Source organism: Streptomyces sp. NPDC001606, assembly GCF_053596835.1.
Genome location: NZ_JBSFHC010000001.1, coordinates 343657 through 363003 on the forward strand (window position 1 = coordinate 343657; position 19347 = coordinate 363003).

General features: G+C 73.4%; 17 protein-coding genes. 6 read left to right on the plus strand and 11 right to left on the minus strand.

Features of this window, described 5'->3' with window-relative positions; translation table 11 throughout:
- Window positions 1–40: 40 nt before the first annotated feature.
- Entirely contained in the window at window positions 41–1888 is a 1848-nt protein-coding gene (locus ACWCV9_RS01585; RefSeq protein ID WP_450783626.1) for a glycoside hydrolase family 15 protein, read from the minus strand.
- A gap of 195 nt (window positions 1889–2083) precedes the next feature.
- Here ACWCV9_RS01585 and ACWCV9_RS01590 point away from each other — a divergent pair, with 195 nt between their 5' ends.
- Complete coding sequence (locus tag ACWCV9_RS01590) at window positions 2084–2290, plus strand: hypothetical protein (protein ID WP_385842563.1); 207 nt, start codon at window positions 2084–2086, stop codon at window positions 2288–2290.
- A gap of 238 nt (window positions 2291–2528) precedes the next feature.
- Here ACWCV9_RS01590 and ACWCV9_RS01595 read toward each other — a convergent pair whose 3' ends face one another.
- The 4 genes from ACWCV9_RS01595 to efeU all read right to left on the minus strand — a co-directional run bounded on the left by ACWCV9_RS01595 (window position 2529) and on the right by efeU (window position 7639).
- Window positions 2529–3017 (minus strand): DUF5709 domain-containing protein, encoded by a 489-nt coding sequence (locus ACWCV9_RS01595; RefSeq protein WP_450783627.1) that lies wholly within the window; start codon window positions 3015–3017, stop codon window positions 2529–2531.
- Between the two features lie 77 nt (window positions 3018–3094).
- Window positions 3095–4213 carry a HoxN/HupN/NixA family nickel/cobalt transporter gene (locus ACWCV9_RS01600; protein WP_450783628.1) on the minus strand — a complete coding sequence of 373 codons (1119 nt, stop codon included), beginning with the start codon at window positions 4211–4213 and terminating at the stop codon, window positions 3095–3097.
- A gap of 76 nt (window positions 4214–4289) precedes the next feature.
- Window positions 4290–5561 carry an iron uptake transporter deferrochelatase/peroxidase subunit gene (gene efeB, locus ACWCV9_RS01605; RefSeq protein WP_450783630.1) on the minus strand — a complete coding sequence of 424 codons (1272 nt, stop codon included), beginning with the start codon at window positions 5559–5561 and terminating at the stop codon, window positions 4290–4292.
- A gap of 59 nt (window positions 5562–5620) precedes the next feature.
- Window positions 5621–7639 carry an iron uptake transporter permease EfeU gene (gene efeU / locus ACWCV9_RS01610; RefSeq protein ID WP_450783631.1) on the minus strand — a complete coding sequence of 673 codons (2019 nt, stop codon included), beginning with the start codon at window positions 7637–7639 and terminating at the stop codon, window positions 5621–5623.
- Between the two features lie 213 nt (window positions 7640–7852).
- Here efeU and ACWCV9_RS01615 point away from each other — a divergent pair, with 213 nt between their 5' ends.
- Genes ACWCV9_RS01615 through ACWCV9_RS01625 form a run of 3 tightly spaced genes read left to right on the plus strand, consistent with a single transcriptional unit; the run spans window position 7853 to window position 9839 of the window.
- Entirely contained in the window at window positions 7853–8515 is a 663-nt protein-coding gene (locus ACWCV9_RS01615) for a DedA family protein (RefSeq protein WP_450783632.1), read from the plus strand.
- On the plus strand, window positions 8512–9114 hold the full coding sequence (locus tag ACWCV9_RS01620) for a phosphatase PAP2 family protein (protein WP_450783633.1): 603 nt from the start codon (window positions 8512–8514) through the stop codon (window positions 9112–9114). The genes ACWCV9_RS01615 and ACWCV9_RS01620 overlap by 4 nt, the downstream gene beginning before the upstream one ends.
- Window positions 9111–9839, plus strand: a complete 729-nt coding sequence (locus tag ACWCV9_RS01625; RefSeq protein ID WP_450783634.1) for a phosphatase PAP2 family protein — start codon at window positions 9111–9113, stop codon at window positions 9837–9839. The genes ACWCV9_RS01620 and ACWCV9_RS01625 overlap by 4 nt, the downstream gene beginning before the upstream one ends.
- 58 nt (window positions 9840–9897) lie before the next feature.
- On the opposite strand, the gene ACWCV9_RS01630 is transcribed toward ACWCV9_RS01625, so the two are convergent.
- Window positions 9898–11136: an MFS transporter gene (locus tag ACWCV9_RS01630; protein WP_450783635.1), complete on the minus strand. Its 1239-nt coding sequence runs from the start codon at window positions 11134–11136 to the stop codon at window positions 9898–9900.
- A gap of 138 nt (window positions 11137–11274) precedes the next feature.
- On the opposite strand from ACWCV9_RS01630, the gene ACWCV9_RS01635 reads away from it, so the two are divergent.
- On the plus strand, window positions 11275–12210 hold the full coding sequence (locus ACWCV9_RS01635; protein ID WP_450783637.1) for a LysR family transcriptional regulator: 936 nt from the start codon (window positions 11275–11277) through the stop codon (window positions 12208–12210).
- A gap of 26 nt (window positions 12211–12236) precedes the next feature.
- On the opposite strand, the gene ACWCV9_RS01640 is transcribed toward ACWCV9_RS01635, so the two are convergent.
- From ACWCV9_RS01640 to ACWCV9_RS01655, 4 genes are all read right to left on the minus strand, one after another.
- Complete coding sequence (locus ACWCV9_RS01640; RefSeq protein ID WP_450783638.1) at window positions 12237–13241, minus strand: lysylphosphatidylglycerol synthase domain-containing protein; 1005 nt, start codon at window positions 13239–13241, stop codon at window positions 12237–12239.
- Window positions 13238–13522: a hypothetical protein gene (locus ACWCV9_RS01645; protein ID WP_450783639.1), complete on the minus strand. Its 285-nt coding sequence runs from the start codon at window positions 13520–13522 to the stop codon at window positions 13238–13240. Before ACWCV9_RS01645 ends, ACWCV9_RS01640 begins: the two co-directional genes overlap by 4 nt.
- Window positions 13523–13681: 159 nt before the next feature.
- Complete coding sequence (locus ACWCV9_RS01650; RefSeq protein WP_450783640.1) at window positions 13682–16036, minus strand: glycoside hydrolase family 65 protein; 2355 nt, start codon at window positions 16034–16036, stop codon at window positions 13682–13684.
- Window positions 16033–16773 (minus strand): HAD family hydrolase, encoded by a 741-nt coding sequence (locus ACWCV9_RS01655; protein WP_450783642.1) that lies wholly within the window; start codon window positions 16771–16773, stop codon window positions 16033–16035. The genes ACWCV9_RS01650 and ACWCV9_RS01655 overlap by 4 nt, the downstream gene beginning before the upstream one ends.
- Before the next feature lie 85 nt (window positions 16774–16858).
- Between ACWCV9_RS01655 and ACWCV9_RS01660 the strand changes: the two genes are divergently transcribed.
- Window positions 16859–17503: a nucleoside/nucleotide kinase family protein gene (locus ACWCV9_RS01660; protein WP_450783643.1), complete on the plus strand. Its 645-nt coding sequence runs from the start codon at window positions 16859–16861 to the stop codon at window positions 17501–17503.
- 12 nt (window positions 17504–17515) lie between these two features.
- Here ACWCV9_RS01660 and ACWCV9_RS01665 read toward each other — a convergent pair whose 3' ends face one another.
- A complete protein-coding gene (locus ACWCV9_RS01665) occupies window positions 17516–19345 on the minus strand; it encodes a hypothetical protein (RefSeq protein WP_450783644.1) in 1830 nt (609 codons plus the stop codon).
- Between the last annotated feature and the right edge of the window lie 2 nt (window positions 19346–19347).

Here is a 19347-nt window from a genome sequence, read left to right on the forward strand (position 1 = left end):
CGGGTACCCGCCCGACCTGGGGACACACCGCCGAACCGGGTCAGCCGAGGGCGCGGTCGAGGTTGTAGGCGGCGCTGATCAGGGACAGGTGGGTGAAGGCCTGCGGGAAGTTGCCCTGCTGCTCGCCGGTACGGCCGATCTCCTCGGCGTAGAGGCCCAGGTGGTTGGCGTAGGTGAGCATCTTCTCGAAGGCCAGCCGGGCCTCGTCCAGCCGGCCGGCCCGGACCAGGGCCTCGACGTACCAGAAGGAGCAGATGGAGAAGGTGCCCTCGTCGCCGCGGAGGCCGTCGGGGCTGGCCTGCGGGTCGTAGCGGTAGACCAGGGAGTCGGAGACCAGGTCCTCGGTGAGGGCGTCCAGGGTGGCGAGCCACTTGGGGTCGGTGGGGGCGATGAACTTGGCCAGCGGCATCATCAGCAGGGAGGCGTCCAGGACGTCGCTGTCCTCGGCCTGCACGAAGGCACCCCGGCGCGCGGACCAGCCGCGGTCCATGATCCGCCGGTAGACGGTGTCGCGGGCCTGGCCCCAGCGGGGCAGGTCGGCGGGCAGTCCGCGCCGGTTGGCCAGGCGGATGGCCCGCTCGATGGCGACCCAGCACATCAGCCGCGAGTACAGGAAGTTCTTGCGTCCCCCGCGGGTCTCCCACACGCCCTCGTCGGGCTGGTCCCAGTGGTCACAGACCCAGTCGACCAGGTGGCACACGTCGTCCCACTGGTCGCTGGAGATCGGCTCGGCCCACTTGTCGTAGAGGTACACGGAGTCGATCAGGGCGCCGTAGATGTCGAGCTGGAGCTGGTCGGCGGCCGCGTTGCCGACCCGGACCGGGGCGGAGCCGAGGTGGCCCTCCAGATGCGGCAGTTCGCGTTCGGGCAGGTCGGTACGGCCGTCGATGCCGTACATGATCTGCAACGGGCCGGAGCCCTCGCCGCAGCCGGGGCTGATGTGCGTGGTCACGAACCGCATGAACGCCGCGGCCTCGCCGCTGAAGCCCAGCCGCAGCAGCGCATAGACGGCAAAGGCGGCGTCGCGTACCCACACATAGCGGTAGTCCCAGTTGCGCTCGCCGCCGAGCTGTTCGGGCAGGCTGGTGGTGGGGGCGGCGACGATGGCGCCGGTGGGGGCGTAGGTGAGCAGTTTCAGGGTGAGCGCGGAGCGGTGCACCATCTCGCGCCAGCGGCCCCGGTAGCGGGACTGGTGCAGCCAGCGCCGCCAGTAGGCGACGGTGGTGTTGAACTCGTGCTCGGCCTCGGCGCAGGCGCAGCCCCGGGTGGCGGTCTCGGCGCCGGCCTGGTCCAGGGTGAACACCGCGGACTCGCCCTCGGCGAGCTTGAAGTCGGCTCTGGCGTCCCCGGCGTCGTGCTCCAGGGCCACGGTCGAGGTGAGCGCGAGGGACAGCGCGCGGGACTCGAAGAGGACGGTGCCTGCCGTGCCGTCCAGGAGGCGCAGGGTGTGCGGGGCGGCGCCGTACTCGAAGCGGGGGGCGACCACGGCCCGGAAGGGGACGGTCCCGCGGACGCACACCACGCGCCGGATCAGCCGGTGCCGGCCCGTCCCGCCGGGGGCCTCCCCGTTGACGGGCATGAAGTCCTGCACCTCGCCGACGCCGTCCTCGGTGAAGAACCGGGTGATCAGCACATTGGTGTCGGGGAAGTAGAACTGTTTGGTGCGTGCCGGTACGGCGGCGGCCAGCTCGAAGCGGCCGCCGCGGTCGGCGTCGAGGATCGCCGCGAAGACGCTGGGCGCGTCGAAGGACGGGCAGCAGTACCAGTCGATCGTGCCGTCGGTGCCGACCAGTGCGACACTGCGCAGATCGCCGATGAGTCCGTGCTCGGCGATCGGCAGATAGCGGGGGCTGCGGGCGGTCTCTCCGGGGAACGGCATCTCGGCCATCGACGGCCTCCCGGTGCGGGTACGGGGTGATTTCCAGCTTAGGAGCGAGTGCGCCGCCGCGCCGTGGGCAGGCGCTTCGGAGCGCGCCGCGACGCTCTCCGGATGCGGGGGGCGCCGAGGCGGGCAATGGTAGAGGGTGCCCCGTTCGGAGGCACCGGCACGGATGCGGTCATCCGATCCGCTGGAGGAGGCATCATGTCGACATCCACACCCGAAGAGTCCCGTTCGATCGACGACCACTGCACCCCGGACGCCCATCTCCACTCCGCTCCCAAGGGGGGAGTCACCCCGGAGGACCTGGTGATGGCGGCCGGCAGGGACGTCACCCCGCGGAACCTCGACTGGGCGCGCCGCAAGATGGAGGCCGAGGGCCCGGCGGCCATCGAGAGGCTGCTGCCCTGAGAGCGGTCCGCGTCCCGCGGTAGGGCGGGCCGCGACAGTGCAGGTCGGGGGCCGGGTGCGGGGTGGTGGGGGCTGCTCGCGCAGTTCCCCGCGCCCCTGAGGTGGTCTGCGCCCGGCCCCGCCGGCACGGCCCCCGCGACCCGGCCACGGAAACGCAGGCCCGGGGGCCGGGTGCGGGGCGGTGGGGGCTGCTCGCGCAGTTCCCCGCGCCCCTCGGTCGGCCCGGTGCTGGGGTGGGTCAGTCGGGGAGGGAGCTGTCGTCCGGGATGATGTGGACCGCTGCTTCCTCCGCGCCTGCCGCGCCCGCGTCGATGCCGACGTCCTCGGCGATCTCCTCCTTGGTCGTGGCGGTGTGGGCGCCCTCGTCCGGGGCGACCAGGCGGCCGGCGCGGGTGTCGCCGGCTTCGGGGTCGATCGGCTCGCCCTCGCCGCCGGGCAGGTCGCCGATGTCGTCGCCGACCGGGGCGCCGGTGTCCGGGACCTCCTGGGCGAGCCGCTCGTCCAGGGTCTCTCCCGCCTGCTGCTCGGCGGCGGTGGTGCCCTGCTTGGTGACGCCGAGGGGGCGTTCGGGCGGGGAGTAGCCCTCGTCGAGGACGTCGTCGTAGGTGCGCTCGTCGAGCGCGTCCTGGAGGTCCAGGGGCCCGGCGTCCTCCTGCTCCTCGTTGGTTCCGGTGGGCTGGTAGGCGTCGTCCGCCATCGGGGTCCGCTCCTCGTGCTGGTCGCTCATGGTCGCCTCCTGCCTGTTGTTCGGCTCGTGGGCGGTCCCGGTCCGCGTACCCGCAGAGGGCGGCTTGATCCCGCCGGTCAGTCGGCGGGCTGCTCGACCAGCTCCGCCGTCCACCGCTCCTCGATACGGGCGGCCTTCCACACCAGCAGGGCCACGGCCCAGGTGGCGAAGAACAGTCCGACGATGACGAAGCCGACCGTGTTGAGGTCGAGGCCCGAGACCCAGTCCCAGAAGGGACCGTGCAGATCGAGCCGGTCGGCGAGCAGGCCGAGGAGTTCGACGGTGCCGATGAGCAGGGCGACGGCCACCGACAGGCCGGTGATGGTGAGGTTGTAGTAGACCTTGCGGACCGGCTTGGAGAACGCCCAGCCGTAGGCGAAGTTCATGAACGTGCCGTCGATGGTGTCCAGCAGCGACATGCCCGCCGCGAACAGCACGGGCAGCGTGAGGATGGCGTACCAGGGCAGTCCGGAGGCCGCGCCGGAGCCCGCGAGGACCAGCAGCGCGATCTCCGTCGCGGTGTCGAAGCCGAGGCCGAACAGCAGGCCCAGCGGGTACATCTGCCAGGGCTTGGTGATGGCGCCGGTGACCCGTCCGAGCAGGCGGTTCATGAAACCGCGGTTGTTCAGCTGGGTCTCCAGGGCGGCCTCGTCGTACGCGCCGGAGCGCATGCGCCGGAAGACCTTCCAGATGCCGGCGAGGACGACCAGGTTGATGCCGGCGATCAGGTAGAGGAAGGTGCCGGAGACGGTCGTACCGATCAGGCCGGTGACCTCGTGCAGCCGGGAGTTGTCGGCGCGGACCGGGCCGACGAGGGCTTTCATGCCGAGAGAGAGCAGCAGGGACAGGCCGAAGACGACGCTGGAGTGGCCGAGGGAGAACCAGAAGCCGACGGAGAGCGGCCGCTGTCCCCCGCCCATCAGCTTCCGGGTGGTGTTGTCGATCGCCGCGATGTGGTCGGCGTCGAAGGCGTGCCGCATGCCCAGCGTGTACGCGGTCACGCCGATGCCGACACCGAAGGTCTCGGTGCCGGCGCGCAGGTGCTGGGGCGCGACGATGCCGACCAGGGTGCCCCAGCCGATGATGTGCAGCGCCAGTACGAAGGCGGCCATGGAGCCGACCCTGATCCACTCCTGCCGGGTCATGGAGCTCTTTCGTGTCGTGCGGTACGGCCGCACCGCACGGCCATGTGCCATCCTCTCGTAACTGCAATTGATGTGCAGCAAAGGGCGCGACAGGCCTTTCCCATGAGAGGGAAAAGCCCGGCGCCGATCAGGCGGAGAACATGCCGCTGCCCAGCCAGTCCTTGGCGTCGCGCACGCCGGGCAGGGCGAAGAAGTAGCCGCCGCCCGTCGGCGAGATGTAGTCGACCAGCGGTTCGTCGATCAGCCGGGTCTGGGTGGCCTCGAACTGGCGCTTGACGTCCTGCTGGTAGCAGCAGAAGACCAGGCCCATGTCGAGGTTGCCGACGTTGTCCACGCCCCGGTCGTAGTTGTAGCCCCGGCGCAGGATGCGGCTGCTGTCGGTGTCGGCGGTGCGCGGGTTGGCGAGGCGGATGTGGGAGTCCAGCGGGATCGCGGTGCCGTGCGGGTCCTTGGCGTAGTTCGGGATGTCGGTCTCGACGGCGCCGTCGAGCGGGGCGCCGGTGTCCTTGCGGCGGCCGAACATCTTCTCCTGCTCGCTGAGCGAGACCCGGTCCCAGAACTCGACCAGCATCCGGATGATCCGGATCACCTGGTAGCTGCCGCCCTTGGTCCAGGCCGGCTCGCCCTGGCCCTCGCCGACCCAGATGAGCCGGTCGGTCTCGCGGGCGGAGTGCACGTCCGGGTTGGCGATGCCGTCCTTGAAGCCCAGCAGGTTCCGGCCGGCGCCGGTGGGGCGCGGGCCGGTCTGGAAGCCGTCGATGCGCCACTTGATCTGCATGGCGCCGCGGGTGTGGCGGGCGATGTCGCGCAGTGCGTGCAGCACGGTGTCCTGGCTCTGCGCGCAGATCTGGAGCGACAGGTCGCCATGGCACTCGGCCGGGTTCAGGTTGTCGTTGGGGAAAGTCCGCATCGGGGTGAGCCGGGCGGGCCTGGCCTTGGCGAGGCCGTAGCGGTCGTCGAAGAGGGAGGCGCCGGCACCGAGGGTGACGGTGAGGCCGTCGGAGGGGACCTCCGGGCCGAGGATGCCGTTGTCCGAGGGCGGCGCGCCGACGCCCAGGTCGGTGGGGGTGCCTCCGGAGGTGAGGAACCGGGCCCGCTCGGTGATGGTCTTGAGCAGCTCGACGAGGCCCTTGCGGTCGTCCGCGATGACGTCGAGGGAGACGAAGGTGGCGGCCGCCGGGGCGGGGGTGATGATGCCGGCCTGGTGGGCGCCGTGGAAGGGCACCCGCACGGAGCCGTCCGGACCGGTGGTCTGCGCCTGGGCGGTGCCACCGCTCTCGCCGAGCGCGAAGCCGCCGCCGGCCAGGACCGCTCCGGCGGCGCCGGCACCCAGCGCGGTCCGCACGAAGGAGCGGCGGGCGGAGCCGGCCGGGCAGGCCGGCGTCTCGGCAGTGGACATCGCGGGGTTCCCTTCGGTGTGCGGGTGGTGCTCAGTGGTCGTCGGTCGAGCGTCGGCCATCAGGCGGACTTCCGGATCTCGAGCAGGGCCGGGACCGGGGCGAGGTCTTCCAGCAGCTGGCCGGTGGCGCCGTCGATCCGCTGCCGGTCGGCGGCGGTGAGCCTGTCGACGGGGGTCCAGGAGGCTCCGTCGTGGGCGGCGTCCAGGAACTTCTGGAGCCGGGCGAGGTCCGCGTCGACCGCGGGCAGCAGCTTCGGCGCGCGGGTGGTGATCAGCGGCTTGAGCACGGTGAGCAGCTCACGGGTGCCGGCGAGGTTGGCGTCGGCGGTGGCGAGGTTGGTTCCGCTACCCTCGTCGGTGTCGCCGGTCAGCTCGAACTGGAGGGTGTTCTCCAGGATCTCGTGGGCCCGCAGCGGAAGGTCGCCCGGGTCGAAGGCCTGGCGGGGGAAGGCCTTGCGCAGCCCGTCGGCGTCGGTGGCGAGCTGCCGGGCCGGAGCGCTCAGGTCCTTGGCGGACTGGCCGTGCCACAGGCCGTACTCGATGCGCAGGAACCCGGTGAAGTCCTTGTCGTGCTCGCCGTCCGGGAGGCCGTCGGCGCGCCCGTCGATCTTCTGGTCGAAGTCCTCGAAGGTGCCGTAGGCGGCGCCGAGAGAGGCGTAGGTGCGGTGGGCGGTGAGCCAGTCGGTGCGGGCCTTGCCGAGGTGGTTGTGGTCGATGTCGTCGGCGAGGGTGCGGGTCTGGCCGACGAGGGTGTCCAGGCCCTTTTGGACGTACGCCTTGTACGCCTTCAGGGGGGCGGCGAGGTCCTGCTCGGAGACGGGGACGACGGGCTTGGCCGCGCCGCCGCCGGTGACGCTGACGGACCGGGAGGTGACGGCCTTGCCGCCGGTGGGGACGCAGCGCCAGGCGTAGGTGCCGCCGGAGACGGTGGCGACGAGGGCGCGGGTGGTGCCGGGGGCGAGGCCCTCGATCTCGCCGTAGACGGCGTTGGTCGACGGGTCGACCAGGTACACCTCGGAGGTCTTGCCTCCGGTGTTGTGCATCTGGAAGGTCTGCCGGCCGGGCTTGGGGGCGGTGAAGCCCTTGCCGCACTCGGTCTCGGAGACGGCGACCGTCTGGTCGCCGGCGGGCTTGGGCCGGGAGAGGGCGACGACGAGTCCGGCGATCACGGCGGGTACGGCGACCACGGCGACCGGGACCACCCAGACCGGCCGTCGGCGCTCGCCGGCCTGCGGCGCGGGCCGCTCGGCGGCGGGCTTCGGGGCCGTGGCCCGCACACCGCGGACGAACAGCGTCATCACGACGGCCAGGTAGCCGACGTAGCCCGCCACCTGGAGCCAGGTCATGGTGGGGGTCAGGTTGAAGACGCCCTGGACGAGGGTGCTGTACCAGGAGCCGGCGTCGACGCTGCCGGCGAGGTCGACCGCGTAGGCGGTCTTGCCGGGCAGCACCCCGCCCTCCTGGAGGTCGCGCAGGCCGTAGCCGAGGACGCCGGCGGCGATGACGATCAGGACGGCGCCGGTGGCGGTGAAGAACCTCGTCAGGTTGATCTTGAGTACGCGCCGGTACAGGCCCCAGCACAGGCCGGCGGCGAGGACCAGGCCGATGGCGGCGCCGGTCAGCGGACCGCCCGACTCACCGGCCGCCTGGGCGGTGGTCCACAGGAACAGGGCCGTCTCCAGGCCCTCACGCCCGACGGCGAGGAAGGAGGTGAGGATCAGCATCCCGGAGCCCATGGCGAGGGCGCCGGTGACCTTCTCCTTCAACTCGCCGGAGAGGCTGCGGGCCGAGCGGCGCATCCAGAACACCATCGCGGTGACGAAGGCGACGGCGATGACGCTCAGGGTGCCGCCGAAGGCCTCCTGCGCGGTCTGCGGCATGGACGCGGCGGTGAAGGTGAGGACGGCGCCGAAGCTCATCGCGACGGCGATCGCGGCCAGCACTCCGGTCCACACCTGGGGCAGCCGGGACCGCGCCTCGGCCCGCACCAGGGTTGCGACCAGGATGGAGACGATGAGTCCCGCTTCGAGCCCTTCCCTCAGTCCGATCAGGAAACTCGGAAACGCGTCGTCCCACATGCCCTGGAGCCCTCCCGCTTACTTAGTGAAGGCATGCCTTACCTTCGCGGACCATCATGACGATGACCATGTAGTCAACCGGTCATGAAGAAGCAATCGAAAGGCAAAGTCCGGGAACCATCGACCCTCCGCGTTCGTCTGGGGTTCGACAGACCGTCTACAAATGTGTAGTCACATTGGGTTGAAGCAAGTCGAAGGAAAGGGCGTGCGGCGATGGCCCCTCCCCCTCATTCGGTGTCGCAGCTCGCGGTCAACGTGCTCGACGCCCATTCGCTGCTGTCCGCCTTCGGCGTGCTCGGCGTCGGCGTGGTGCTGTTCGCCGAGACGGGACTGCTGATCGGGTTCTTCCTGCCCGGGGACTCGCTGCTGTTCACGGCGGGGCTGCTGTGCACGGGCTCCGCGGACCGCGGGGTGCATCTCTCGCTCGGGCCGCTGCTCGGCGCGGCGGCCGTCGGCGCCCTGGCCGGCTCGCAGTGCGGGTTCGTGCTCGGCCGTAAAGCGGGCGGCACCCTGCTGGCGCGCAGCCGGTCGGCCAAGCTCCAGGAAGGCGCCCGGCGCGCCGAGGAACTGCTGGGGCGGTACGGTCACGCCAAGGCGATCGTGCTGGCCCGCTTCGTGCCGGTGGTGCGGACGGTGCTGAACCCGATGGCGGGCGCGCTGGGCGTGCCGGTCCGCACGTTCACCGTCTGGCAGATCGCCGGCGGTCTGCTGTGGAGCGTCGGCCTCACCCTCGCCGGGTACGCGCTGGGCTCCTCCGTGCCGAGCGTCGACACCTACCTGCTGCCGGTGATCGCGCTGATCGTCGCGGTGTCGCTGATCCCGGTGGCCGCCGAGGTGCTGCGCTCCCGCCGGGCCGCCAAGGAGGCCCGGGGATGAATCTGGCTCTCTCGGGCGGCTCCGTCGACGGAGCCCTCTACCGGGACGTGGTGGATCTCGCCCACCGCTCCCCCGGCTGGCTGGACCACGCCATATCCGTGTGGTCGGCGTACGGTCTCGCGGCGTTCGCGGTGCTCATGGTGGTGGGCTGGTGGCGGGCCCGCCGCGAGGGCGCGGCCGCGGGTCTCACGGCCCTGACCGTGCCGGTGGCGGTCGTGGCGGCGTACGCCCTGAACAGCGGCCTGAAGCTGCTGGTGCGCGAGGACCGGCCCTGCCGCCATCTGGCATTCCGCACGCTGGAGGCGTGCCCGGCGCGGGGTGACTGGTCCTTCCCGAGCAACCACGCGACGATCGCCGTCGCCGCCGCGGCCGCCCTCTTCTTCGTCTCCCGCCGCCTCGGGATCCTGGCCTCGGTGTGCGCGCTCGCCATGGCCGCCTCCCGGGTGTGGGTGGGGGTGCACTACCCGCACGACGTCGCCGTCGGGGCGGTGGTCGGCGCGGTGCTCGGCACGCTGGTGATGCGGGTGCTGCGGCGATGGCCCGCGGACCTGGCAGGACGTCTGGCGGCGGGTCGGCTCAGGCCCCTGCTGGTGTCGTGAACCGCCGGGCGGCCCCGCGCCTCGCGCTCATCGTGGGCCTCGGCGCCTGGGCGGCGTTCGCGCTGCTCGCCGGGCTGGTGGCCGCCGGGCACGGCGCCCCGTCGGCCCTGGACCGGGCGCTGCTGTCCTGGTCCGTCGGCCACCGCCCGCCGGCGGCGGTGGCCGTGGCCCGCGTCCTGACCGCGACCGGCACGGGCGCCGTCCCCTACGCCCTGGCGGCCCTGGCCGGGCTGGTCGCCGCCCGCACCCCGCGGCAGCGGCTGCCGGCGGCCCTGCTCGGCATGGTCTGCCTCGGCGCGGGCCAGGCCGTGCGGTACGGCGTGATGGACCTCGTCGCCCGGGCCCGCCCACCGCACGCCGGCTGGCGCACCCCTGCCTCGGGGTGGTCCTTCCCGTCGGGCCACACCACCACGGCCGCGCTGGCCGCGGGGCTGCTGGTGCTCGCCCTCTGCCTGCGCGCCCCGCGGGGCCGGACCGTGCTGTGCGGGGCGGCCGTCTGCTGGGCGGCGGCGGTAGGGCTCACCCGCGTCTTCCTCGGTGTGCACTGGTTCACCGACGTGCTCGGCGGCTGGCTGTTCGCCACCGGCTGGCTGGCGGTCCTGCTCGCCGCGGTGACGCGACGGCCCCCCGGCCGTCTCCTGCCGGCACCCGGTGGAGCAACCCCGCCGACCCCACCCGACGCCGACGGCGTCGCCGGTACGGATGGGCCGGGTCGGGGTCGGTGACCCCGTCGGTCCTCGTGGTGCCGGAGCGGACGCGCGCTGCGGACCGGCTCCGGCCCGGCTACGGAACCGGCTCCGGCTGCTGCTGTTGCGCGATGCGGTCCCGCCGGGGCAGCAGCAGCGGGGTGGCGAGGATGAGCAGTCCCGCGACGGTGAGAGCGGTGCGCGGACCGGTGGCGTCGGCGAGCAGCCCGCCGAGCGCGGTGCAGACGGCGATGGACACCTGCTGGCCGATCGACCAGGCCGACAGGGTGCGGGCGACGAGCTGCTGGGGTGTGCGTTCGAGCCGGTAGGTGGCGAGCACCGGGGTGTACAGGCTCATGTGGATGATGATCGCCAGCTCGACCGCGATCACCGTGACGAGGCCGACGACGCCGGGACGGACGAAGGCCAGGCCGATCAGCCAGACCGCGCGAAGCGTGCCGACGGTCCGGAAGACCCGTTCGCGGCCGTGGCGGGCCACGACACGGCGGGCCAGCCGGGAGCCGACGAGTCCGCCGAGACAGGGGGCGGCGAAGGCGAGGCCGTACTGCCAGGGCGGGAAGTGGAGCCGGCTCAGGAGAAGCACGGCGAGCAGCGGCTCGGTGGCCATGATCAGACCGGAGACGAGCATGTTGTTCAGGTACAGCGCCCGCAGAGCGGGATCGCCCATGATGTGCCGCCAGCCGTGCAGCAACGCGCCCGCCCCGACCGGGCTCCCGCCCGTCCGCCGCGGCGCTTCCTCCCGGTCGCGGATCGCGGTGATGGCCAGCGCGGAGAGCAGGTAGCTGAGCGCGTCGGCCACCACGGTGGTGACCGGCCCGAACCGGGCGATCGCCGCCCCGCCCAGCGGTGGTCCGACCGCGATGGAGCTCCAGTTCGTGGACTCGAACCGCGCGTTGGCCACGAGCAGGTCCTCCTGCCGGACGAGGGCCTTGAGGCAGGCGCCGCTCGCCGCGTTGAACGCGATCTTGGCCGCGGCGACCACGGCCGAGATCACGAGCAGCTGGACGAAGCCGAGCCGGCCGAAGGCGTAGGCGACCGGGATGGTCGCCATGGCCGCGAACCGGGTCAGGTCCATCGCGATCATGACCGGGCGCTTGCGCCGGATCTCCACCCATGGCGCGAGCGGCACCGCGATCAGCGCGCCCATCGCCGGTCCCACCGCGGACAGCGCGGACACCTCGGCGGGGCGGGCGTGCAACACCAGTACGGCGATCAGCGGCAGCGCCCCGAACCCCAACCCGGACCCGTAGGCGCTCACCGCGTACGCCGTCCACAGCCAGCCGAACTGCCGGCCCAGCGGTCTCCTGCCCACCATCCTCGACGCGCTCCCCTTCACATCCCGCCCGAACAAACCGGCGTTGACCGTGAGAGCTAAGCGGGCGGCACAACCGCAGGTCAAACAACTGATCCGCGGAGTGTTCACAACCATCCGTTGTTGCCTAAGGTGGCCGGCGTGGACCTCGAAGCAGTGCGTACGTTCGTCGCCGTCGCGGAGTCGGGCCAGTTCCAGCGAGCCGCCGCCGATCTGTCGATCACCCAGCAGGCCGTCTCCAAGCGCATCGCCGCGCTGGAACGCAGCCTGGGCGTGCGGCTGTTCACCCGCACCGCGCGCGGCGCCGAGCTCACCATCGACGGGCAGGCCTTCCTCACCCACGCGCACGAGCTGCTGCGCGTCGCCGAACGCGCGGTCGCGTCCGTGCGCACGGGCCACCGTCCCCTGCGCGTCGACATCATCGCCTCACGCGGCGCGGCCTCGGGCCTGATGCGGGCCTTCCACCGCGCCCACCCCGAGATCGACCTCGACGTGGTGATGCTGCTCGACATCGAGACGGCCGTCTCCGCCGTCCGGACCGGCGCGATCGACGCCTCCTTCCGCGCCGTCGCCGCGCCCGGCCGCCCCTTCCCGGACGACATCGACTCCGTGCGGGTGCTCGACGAGCCGCTCGAACTCCTCACCGGCCCCGCCCACGCGCTGGCCGGCGCCCGGTCGGTGCCCCTCGCCCGGCTCGCCGGGCACCGGATCTGGATGCCGGGCATCGTCCCCGGCAGCGAGTGGGCCGCCTACTACGACGACCTCGTCGCCGAGTTCTCCCTCACCATCGAGGCGACCGGGCCCAACTTCGGCTCCGACGCGCTCCTCGACACCGTCGCCGACACCCCGGCCCTGGCCACCTTCATGGGCGGGCACACCCGCCTCGTCTGGCCCGCCGGCCATGGTCTGCGCCGCATCCCGGTGACCGACCCGATGCCCGTCTACCCGCACTCGCTCCTCTGGCACCGCGACAATCCCCACCCGGCACTGGCCACCCTCCGCGCCCACCTCGCCACCACAGCGGGGGGCCACGACGCCGCCGGAACCTGGCGGCCGGACTGGGTACGTCCGCACTGACCTGCGCCGGGTCGCCTCGGCGTCACTCACAGCGCCCCGCGCCGCACCAGCACGCCCAGCACCAGCAGGCCGGGCAGCAGGGGCAGCCACACGGTCAGCAGCCGGTAGCCCAGCACTGCGGAGGCGGCGGCCGCGGCGGGGGTTCCCGAGGCGGTCAGGGCGAAGGCGAGGGCCGCGTCCAGGGAGCCGAGGCCGCCCGGGGTGGGCAGCAGGGCGGCGGCGCTGCTGGCGGCGAGGTACAGCAGCGCCACCGCGAGCGGCGGCAGGGGCAGGGCGACGGCCCGGGTGACGGCGATGAGGACCAGCGCGTGCAGCAGCGCGAAGGCGAGGGAACCGCCCCAGAGGGCCGCCGCACGGGCCGGGTGGAGATGCAGTGCGCGCAGGTCGCCGAGGACGGCGGCGAGCGCCCTCCGGCAGCGCGACCCCACGGGCGTCACCGCCAGCACCGCCAGGACCGGGACGGCGCCCAGCGCGCCCGCGAGCACCGCCGGGGGTACGGGCGGCAGGCGCAGCAGGCCGGGGCAGGCCGGGGCCAGCAGTGCGATGAGCGCGAGGCGGACGACGGCGCCGGCGGTGGCCTTCACGGCGAGCGCACCGGCCGAGCGCCCCGCCGGCAGCCCGCAGCGCATCAGGAAGCGGAGGTTGACGGCCCCGGCGCCGAGCCCCGCGGGCAGCAGGTGGTTGGCGGCGGAGGCGGCGAACTGGGCGGCGAGCAGCCGGGGGCCGGGCAGGCGTCGTAGGACCGCTCCCTGCTGGGCGAGCGCGGCGGCCGCCCAGGTGCCCAGGGCCGCGGTCGCCCCCACCAGCAGCCAGCCGGTGTCGGCCCCGGCCAGCCGCCCGGCACCGCTCGCCAGGACGGACCAGTGCCGGTGGGTCAGGTACAGGGCGCCGAGCAGCCCGGCGAGGCAGACTCCGGCGTGCCAGCAAGCCCGGCGCCGGCCGGTACGGGCGCCGGGGGGCGTGCTGCCGTGCGGAAGCAGAGGTGTCTGCGCCTCTGCGGTCGCCTGTGTCGCGCCCGCCGGTGATGTCATGAGCCATCCTCCGGCACGACGTGGGAGAGCCGCCGGCCTGCGGACCGTACGGATGCCGGGGCACGGACGACGGCCGGGGTGGTGTCGGCGGCGTGGCCGTACGTCGCGGCGCGGAACGCCGTGGGAACGGCCCCCGCCCGGGTGAGCGTGACCGTCTCGTCCCGGCCGAGGACCGGGCCGGGACGTACGGCGGCACCGCGCAACCGCCCCCGCCCCTGGGAGACGCCCGCCGGGTATGCGCGGCGCGGACCGATGCGTGCGGCGTGCTCGCTGCCGGCCATCCTTCACCCCCCCCCGCCCGCGTAGTCGGCGAAACACCGCCAAACTACCCCGGCTCCGGGCCGTTTGCCGGGAAGCGGTCGGCCGACCGGCCGAGGGATCCGGCGGCCCCGGTCCGGTCGCCGCCCTGCGCACACGGCCGCGCGTGACGCCGGCGGTGCTCAGCCGCCGTTCGGCGCCCGGTGCGGGGGCTGCTCCGGGGCCGGACGGCGGACCGCCGGGGGTACCGCCCGCACCGCCGGTTCCCCGCAGCTCACCGTCACCGGCTCGTCATGGTGGCGAAGGGTGAGCGGCGGGCCGTCCAGCAGGGTGTACACCGTCTTGTCGGCGCCGATGTCGACCCGCAGCCGGCGGCCCCGGAACTGCACGGTGAAGGCGAGCCGGTGCAGCCGTTCGGGCAGCCGGGGCGCGAACCGGAGCCGTTCGCCGGCCCTGCGCAGCCCGCCGAACCCGGCCACCAGCGCCATCCAGGTACCGGCCAGGGACGCGATGTGCAGCCCGTCGCGGGTGTTGTGCTCCAGGTCCTGAAGGTCCATCAGCGCGGCCTCGGCCGTGTAGTCGTAGGCGAGGTCGAGATGGCCCGTCCGCGCGGCGACGACGGCCTGGCAGCAGGCGGACAGCGAGGAGTCGCGGACCGTCAGCGGCTCGTAGTAGGCGAAGTTCCGGGCGATCTGCTCCTCGTCGTACCGCTCGGCGAACCAGGCGTCGCACGTGTACATGGCCAGCACCAGGTCGGCCTGTTTCACGACCTGCTTGCGGTACAGGTCGAAGTAGGGGAAGTGGAGCAGCAGCGGGTACTGCTCGGGGCGGGTGCCGGCGAAGTCCCAGCGCTGGTAGCGGGTGAACCCGGCGTGCTGCTCGTGGACGCCGAGTTCGGTGTTGTACGGCACGTGCATGGCGCCGGCCGCGTCCCGCCAGGCGGCGCTCTCCTCCTCGTCCACGCCGAGCCGCCGTGCCTCGCGCGGGTGGCGTTCGACGGCGTCGGCGGCGGCGAGCAGGTTCTGCCGGGCCATCAGGTTGGTGTAGGTGTTGTCGTCGGCGACGGCGCTGTACTCGTCGGGGCCGGTGACGCCGTCGATGTGGAAGACGCCGTGCGCGTCGTGGTGGCCCAGCGAGCGCCACAGCCGGGCCGTCTCCACCAGCAGTTCCACGCCCGCCTCCCGCTCGAAGTCGGTGTCGCCGGTGGCCTCGACGTACCGGACGACGGCGTCGGCGATGCCGGCGTTGACGTGGAAGGCGGCGGTGCCGGCCGGCCAGTAGGCCGAGCCCTCAGCGCCGGCGATGGTCCGCCAGGGGAACGCGGCCCCGGCGAGCCCGAGTTGGGTCGCGCGCTCGCGCGCCTCGTCGAGGGTGGCGTGCCGCCAGCGCAGCGCCTCGGCCACGGCGGCCGGCGCGGTGTGGGTGAGCACCGGCAGCACGAACATCTCGGTGTCCCAGAAGGCGTGCCCGTCGTAGCCGGAGCCGGTCAGCCCCTTCGCGGGTATCGCGCGTTGTTCGGCGCGGGCCCCGGCCTGGAACACATGGAAGAGCGCGAACCGGACGGCCTGCTGGATCTCCTCGTCGCCCGCCACCTCGACGTCGGCGCGGTCCCAGAAGTCGTCCAGGCAGGCCCGCTGTTCGGCGAGCAGGCCCGGCCAGCCGTCGTGCGCGGCGGCGGCAAGCGCGGCGTCGACCTGGTCGGCCATCGCGGGCAGTGAGCGGGTGCCGGACCAACCGTGGGCGACCAGCTTCTCCAGCCGGAGCGTCTGTCCGGGCTCCAGCACGGAGGTCACGGTCAGCCGGGCCACATCGGTGCCGCTCTCGCTGCTGGTGGTGGTGCGCTCCGGGCCGCTGACAACGTGGTCGGCGGCGACGGCGACCCGCAGGCCGCTGCGCCGGGTGCGGTGCACGAGGCGCAGCCGGTGGCCGGCGGCGAAGTGGTCCTCCGGTTCCAGCGGTGACTGGAGTGCCATCGCGGCGCGCGGATCATCGGCGGTCTCGGGCAGGCTCTCGTTGGCGACCAGCTCCGACTGGATCACCACCCGGGTGCGGCGGTCGACGGCCCGCACCTCGTAGGCGATGGCGGCGACGGCCCGCTGGGTGAGCGACACCAGCCGGGTGGAGCGCACCTGGACCGTGGAGCCGGCCGGGGAGGTCCACTCGCAGGTGCGTTCCAGCACCCCGCGACGCAGGTCCAGCACCCGCTCGTGGCCGACGAGCCGGCCGTAGCGCAGGTCGAACGGCTCGTCGTCCACCAGCAGCCGAAGGATCTTGCCGTTGGTGACGTTGATGACCGTCTGGCCGGACTCGGGGTAGCCGTAGCCGGCCTCCGCGTACGGCAGCGGGTGCAGCTCGTGCACGCCGTTGAGGTAGCTGCCGGGCAGGCCGTGCGGCTCGCCCTCGTCGAGGTTGCCGCGCCAGCCGACATGGCCGTTGGAGAGCGCGAACACGGACTCGCTCTGGGCGAGGACGTCGAGGTTCAGGGTGGTCTCGCGGACGGCCCAGGGTTCGACGGCGTACGACCGGTCGGTGATCACCGTTCGCCTCCCAGCTCGGCGAGGTCCTTGACGACGACGGACGCGCCGTGCGCGGAGAGCGCCTCTGCCTGGCCGACCCGGTCGACGCCGACGACGTACCCGAAGCCGCCCGCGCGCCCGGCGTCCATCCCGGCCAGAGCGTCCTCGAAGACGGCCGCGTGTTCCGGGGCGACGCCCAGCTCCTGCGCGGCGGCGAGGAAGGTGTCGGGGTGCGGCTTGCCCGGCAGGTTCCGTTCCGCGGCGACCACCCCGTCGATCCGTACGTCGAAGTAGTGCTCGGCGTCGACCGCCCGCAGCACGTCCCGGCAGTTGGCGCTGGAGGAGACGATCGCGGTGCCCAGCCCGGCGGCACGCACGGCCGTCAGATAGCGGATGGTGCCCGGATAGGCCTGGACGCCGCCGGTGCGGATCTTCGCCAGCAGCAGCTCGTTCTTGCGGTTGCCGAGCCCGTGCACGGTGAGGGCGTCCGGCGGGTCGGCGGGGGTGCCCTCGGGCAGGTGGATGCCGCGGGAGGCGAGGAAGGCGCGCACTCCGTCGGCGCGGGGACGTCCGTCGACGTACTCGTCGTAGTCGGCGACCGGGTCGAACGGCCGCGCCCGCGGGCCCTCGTGGTCCCGCAGGAACGCGTCGAACGTCTCCTTCCAGGCGGCCGCGTGCACGACCGCCGTCTTGGTGACGACCCCGTCCAGGTCGAAGAGGCAGGCTTGAATGGTGTCGGGCAGACCGAGCTGACTCATACCGGGCACTGTTCCCCGCAGGGCGCCGTCCAGTGAGTGGCGCACGCCACATGTTCCGTGGGCAGCTGCTGGCACACTCTGCTGTGTGCCGCTGACCTTCGACGACCTCCTCGACCGCGCCCGCTCCCTCGCCGGGGGCGGTGGCCGTGCCCTGCTCGGGATCGCGGGCAGTCCGGGCGCGGGCAAGACGACGCTCGCGGAGCACCTGGTGCACGCCCTGAACGCCGACGGGCGGTGCCCTGCGGCGCATGTCCCGATGGACGGCTTCCATCTGGCGGACGCCGAACTGGACCGGCTCGGCCGCCGGGACCGCAAGGGCGCCCCGGACACCTTCGACGCGGCCGGGTACGCGGCGCTGCTGCGGCGGCTGCGCGAGGAGACCGGCGAGGTGGTGTACGCGCCGGGCTTCGAGCGGGTGCTGGAGCAGCCGCTCGCGGGTGCGATCCCGGTGCCGGCCGCCGCCCGGCTGGTGGTGACCGAGGGCAACTACCTGCTGCTGGCGGAGGGTTCGTGGGCGCGGGTGCGGCCGTGCCTGGACGAGGTGTGGTTCTGTGAGATGCCCGAGGAGGAGCGGATCCGGCGGCTGATCGCCCGGCACGAGGAGTTCGGCAAGGACCGTGCGGCGGCGGTGGCCTGGGTGCTGGGCACCGACCAGCGCAACGCCGAGCTGATCGCCACGACCCGGGAGCGGGCGGATCTGGTGGTGCCGGCCGGGGACCTCGCGTACTGAGCGGCCCGGCGGTCAGCGGCCGAGGACCAGTTCCGGTTCCCCCCGTTCGTCGCCGGCCGGGTGTCCGATCAGCGCCGTGAACGCCTCGGTGCGTACGGTCAGTCCCCGGGCTCCGGCCCTGAGGACGGGCGTGTACGGTCCGCGCTCGCCGTACCGGACGGCGAAGACGTGCAGCCCCTGGGGGGCGCCCGGTGCCGGATCGGCCTCCAGGGCGGTGGAGGAGACCAGATGGCTCCAGCCCTGGTCCGGGTCGCCGTAGCCGCGCGGGTCGGCGGCGAGCGCGAACGCCGCCTGTTCCTGGGTGAGTCCGGCGCGGGCGTCGAAGTGGTCGGGGCCGGGGCGCTCCGGGTGGGTGAGGCGCAGCCCGGCCGCGGCGGCGACCTCGCCCTCGGAGGTACGGCGTACACGGTCGCCGTCGTCGGCGGCGTACGGCATGCCGGACAGCAGGTACGGCGTCCCGTCGAGCCGTTCCACGGCGACCGTCAGCCACAGCCGGACGCCGTCGGTGACGTACAGCGAGCGGATGTGGCGCAGCACATGGTCGCGGCCGACGACCGGCTTGGTGACCAGTTTCGCGGCGAGTTCGGCGGTGCGGACGTCCCGGACCCGGACCTCGCCCATCGGGCGGCACAGCAGGAAGCCGTCCGTGACCGGGCCGAAGCCGTGCTGGCGGTGGACGGCGGCGGGCAGGTAGTAGGTGCCGCCCGCTTCGAGCAGCGCGGGGGTCATCCGGCTGTCGAAGGCGACGGAGACCGTGCCGGAGCGCAGCTGGTGGCGGGCGGGTGCGGCGGAGGGGGTGCGGTGCCAGCGGGTGGTGTCCTGGATCTGCCAGACCAGCATGAAGGCGAAGTGGCCGTCGACCGCGCCGTCGGGCCCGACCGCGTGCCGGCCCCACCGGCTGTCGCCGCGGTAGCGGCCGAGGTCGGCGCCGATGCGGGCGCCGAAGTAGCGCAGTCCGAGGACGGCTTCGAAGCCGGAGTGCTGTTCGCTGTAGCGGGGGCCGCCGACGTCGTAGCCGCCGGAGGTCAGGCGGGCGTCCAGGTAGCGGGCGAGGGTGTCGCCGTCCTCGGCGAACATCTCCGCGCCGCTGACCCGGTGGGCCTGGGCGAGGAACGACAGGGAGATGGGGCCGTAGTTGTTGTCGTAGGCGCCGCCGTGCTCGGGCGGCAGCAGGGCGCCGCGGTCGCGGACCCGGTGGGCGCGGATCTCGTCGGTGTACAGGCCGAGGGCCCGGGCCCGGACCGGTTCGGCGGCGCCGGGCGGGAGATGGCGGGCCAGCATCAGGCCGCCGACCACACAGCCGATGGCCTGGTTGCCCGCCGCCTGCGGGTTGAAGAAGGTGGCCTCGGTGAGCCAGCGCCAGTACCCGTGCGCCAGCTCCAGCAGCTCGGCGCGCTGTCCGTCGTCGAGCAGGCCGTCCGCGGCGTCCAGGACGTTCACGGCCTGGAGGAGCGCCCACACCGTGCTGGGCCAGTCGCCGATGGGATGCGCGCCCGCGTCGAGCACATAGCGCGCGTACGGCAGTCCTGTGCCGCGCCGGCGCAGATTGGGGTAGCCGGGGTTGTCCTCGGTGTACACGCGGGCGCGCAGGTGGAAGGCGAGGCTGCGGCGGACCGCGGCGGGCAGCCGGGGGTCCCTGCCGCGCTGCCAGGCGAGGGCGAGCAGGGAGGTGACGCCGAGGGAGGTGTCGCCGATGTCGTCGGTGGCGTCGGGGTGTTCCAGGCTGCCTTCGGGGGAGATCCGGGCGAGAGCCTGCTCGGTGACGTCGGCGAGGACGGCGTCGTACGCCTGCGAGGTGTCCGGCAGGTCGTGCAGCGGGCCGCGCTGGTGGGGCAGGTGCACGC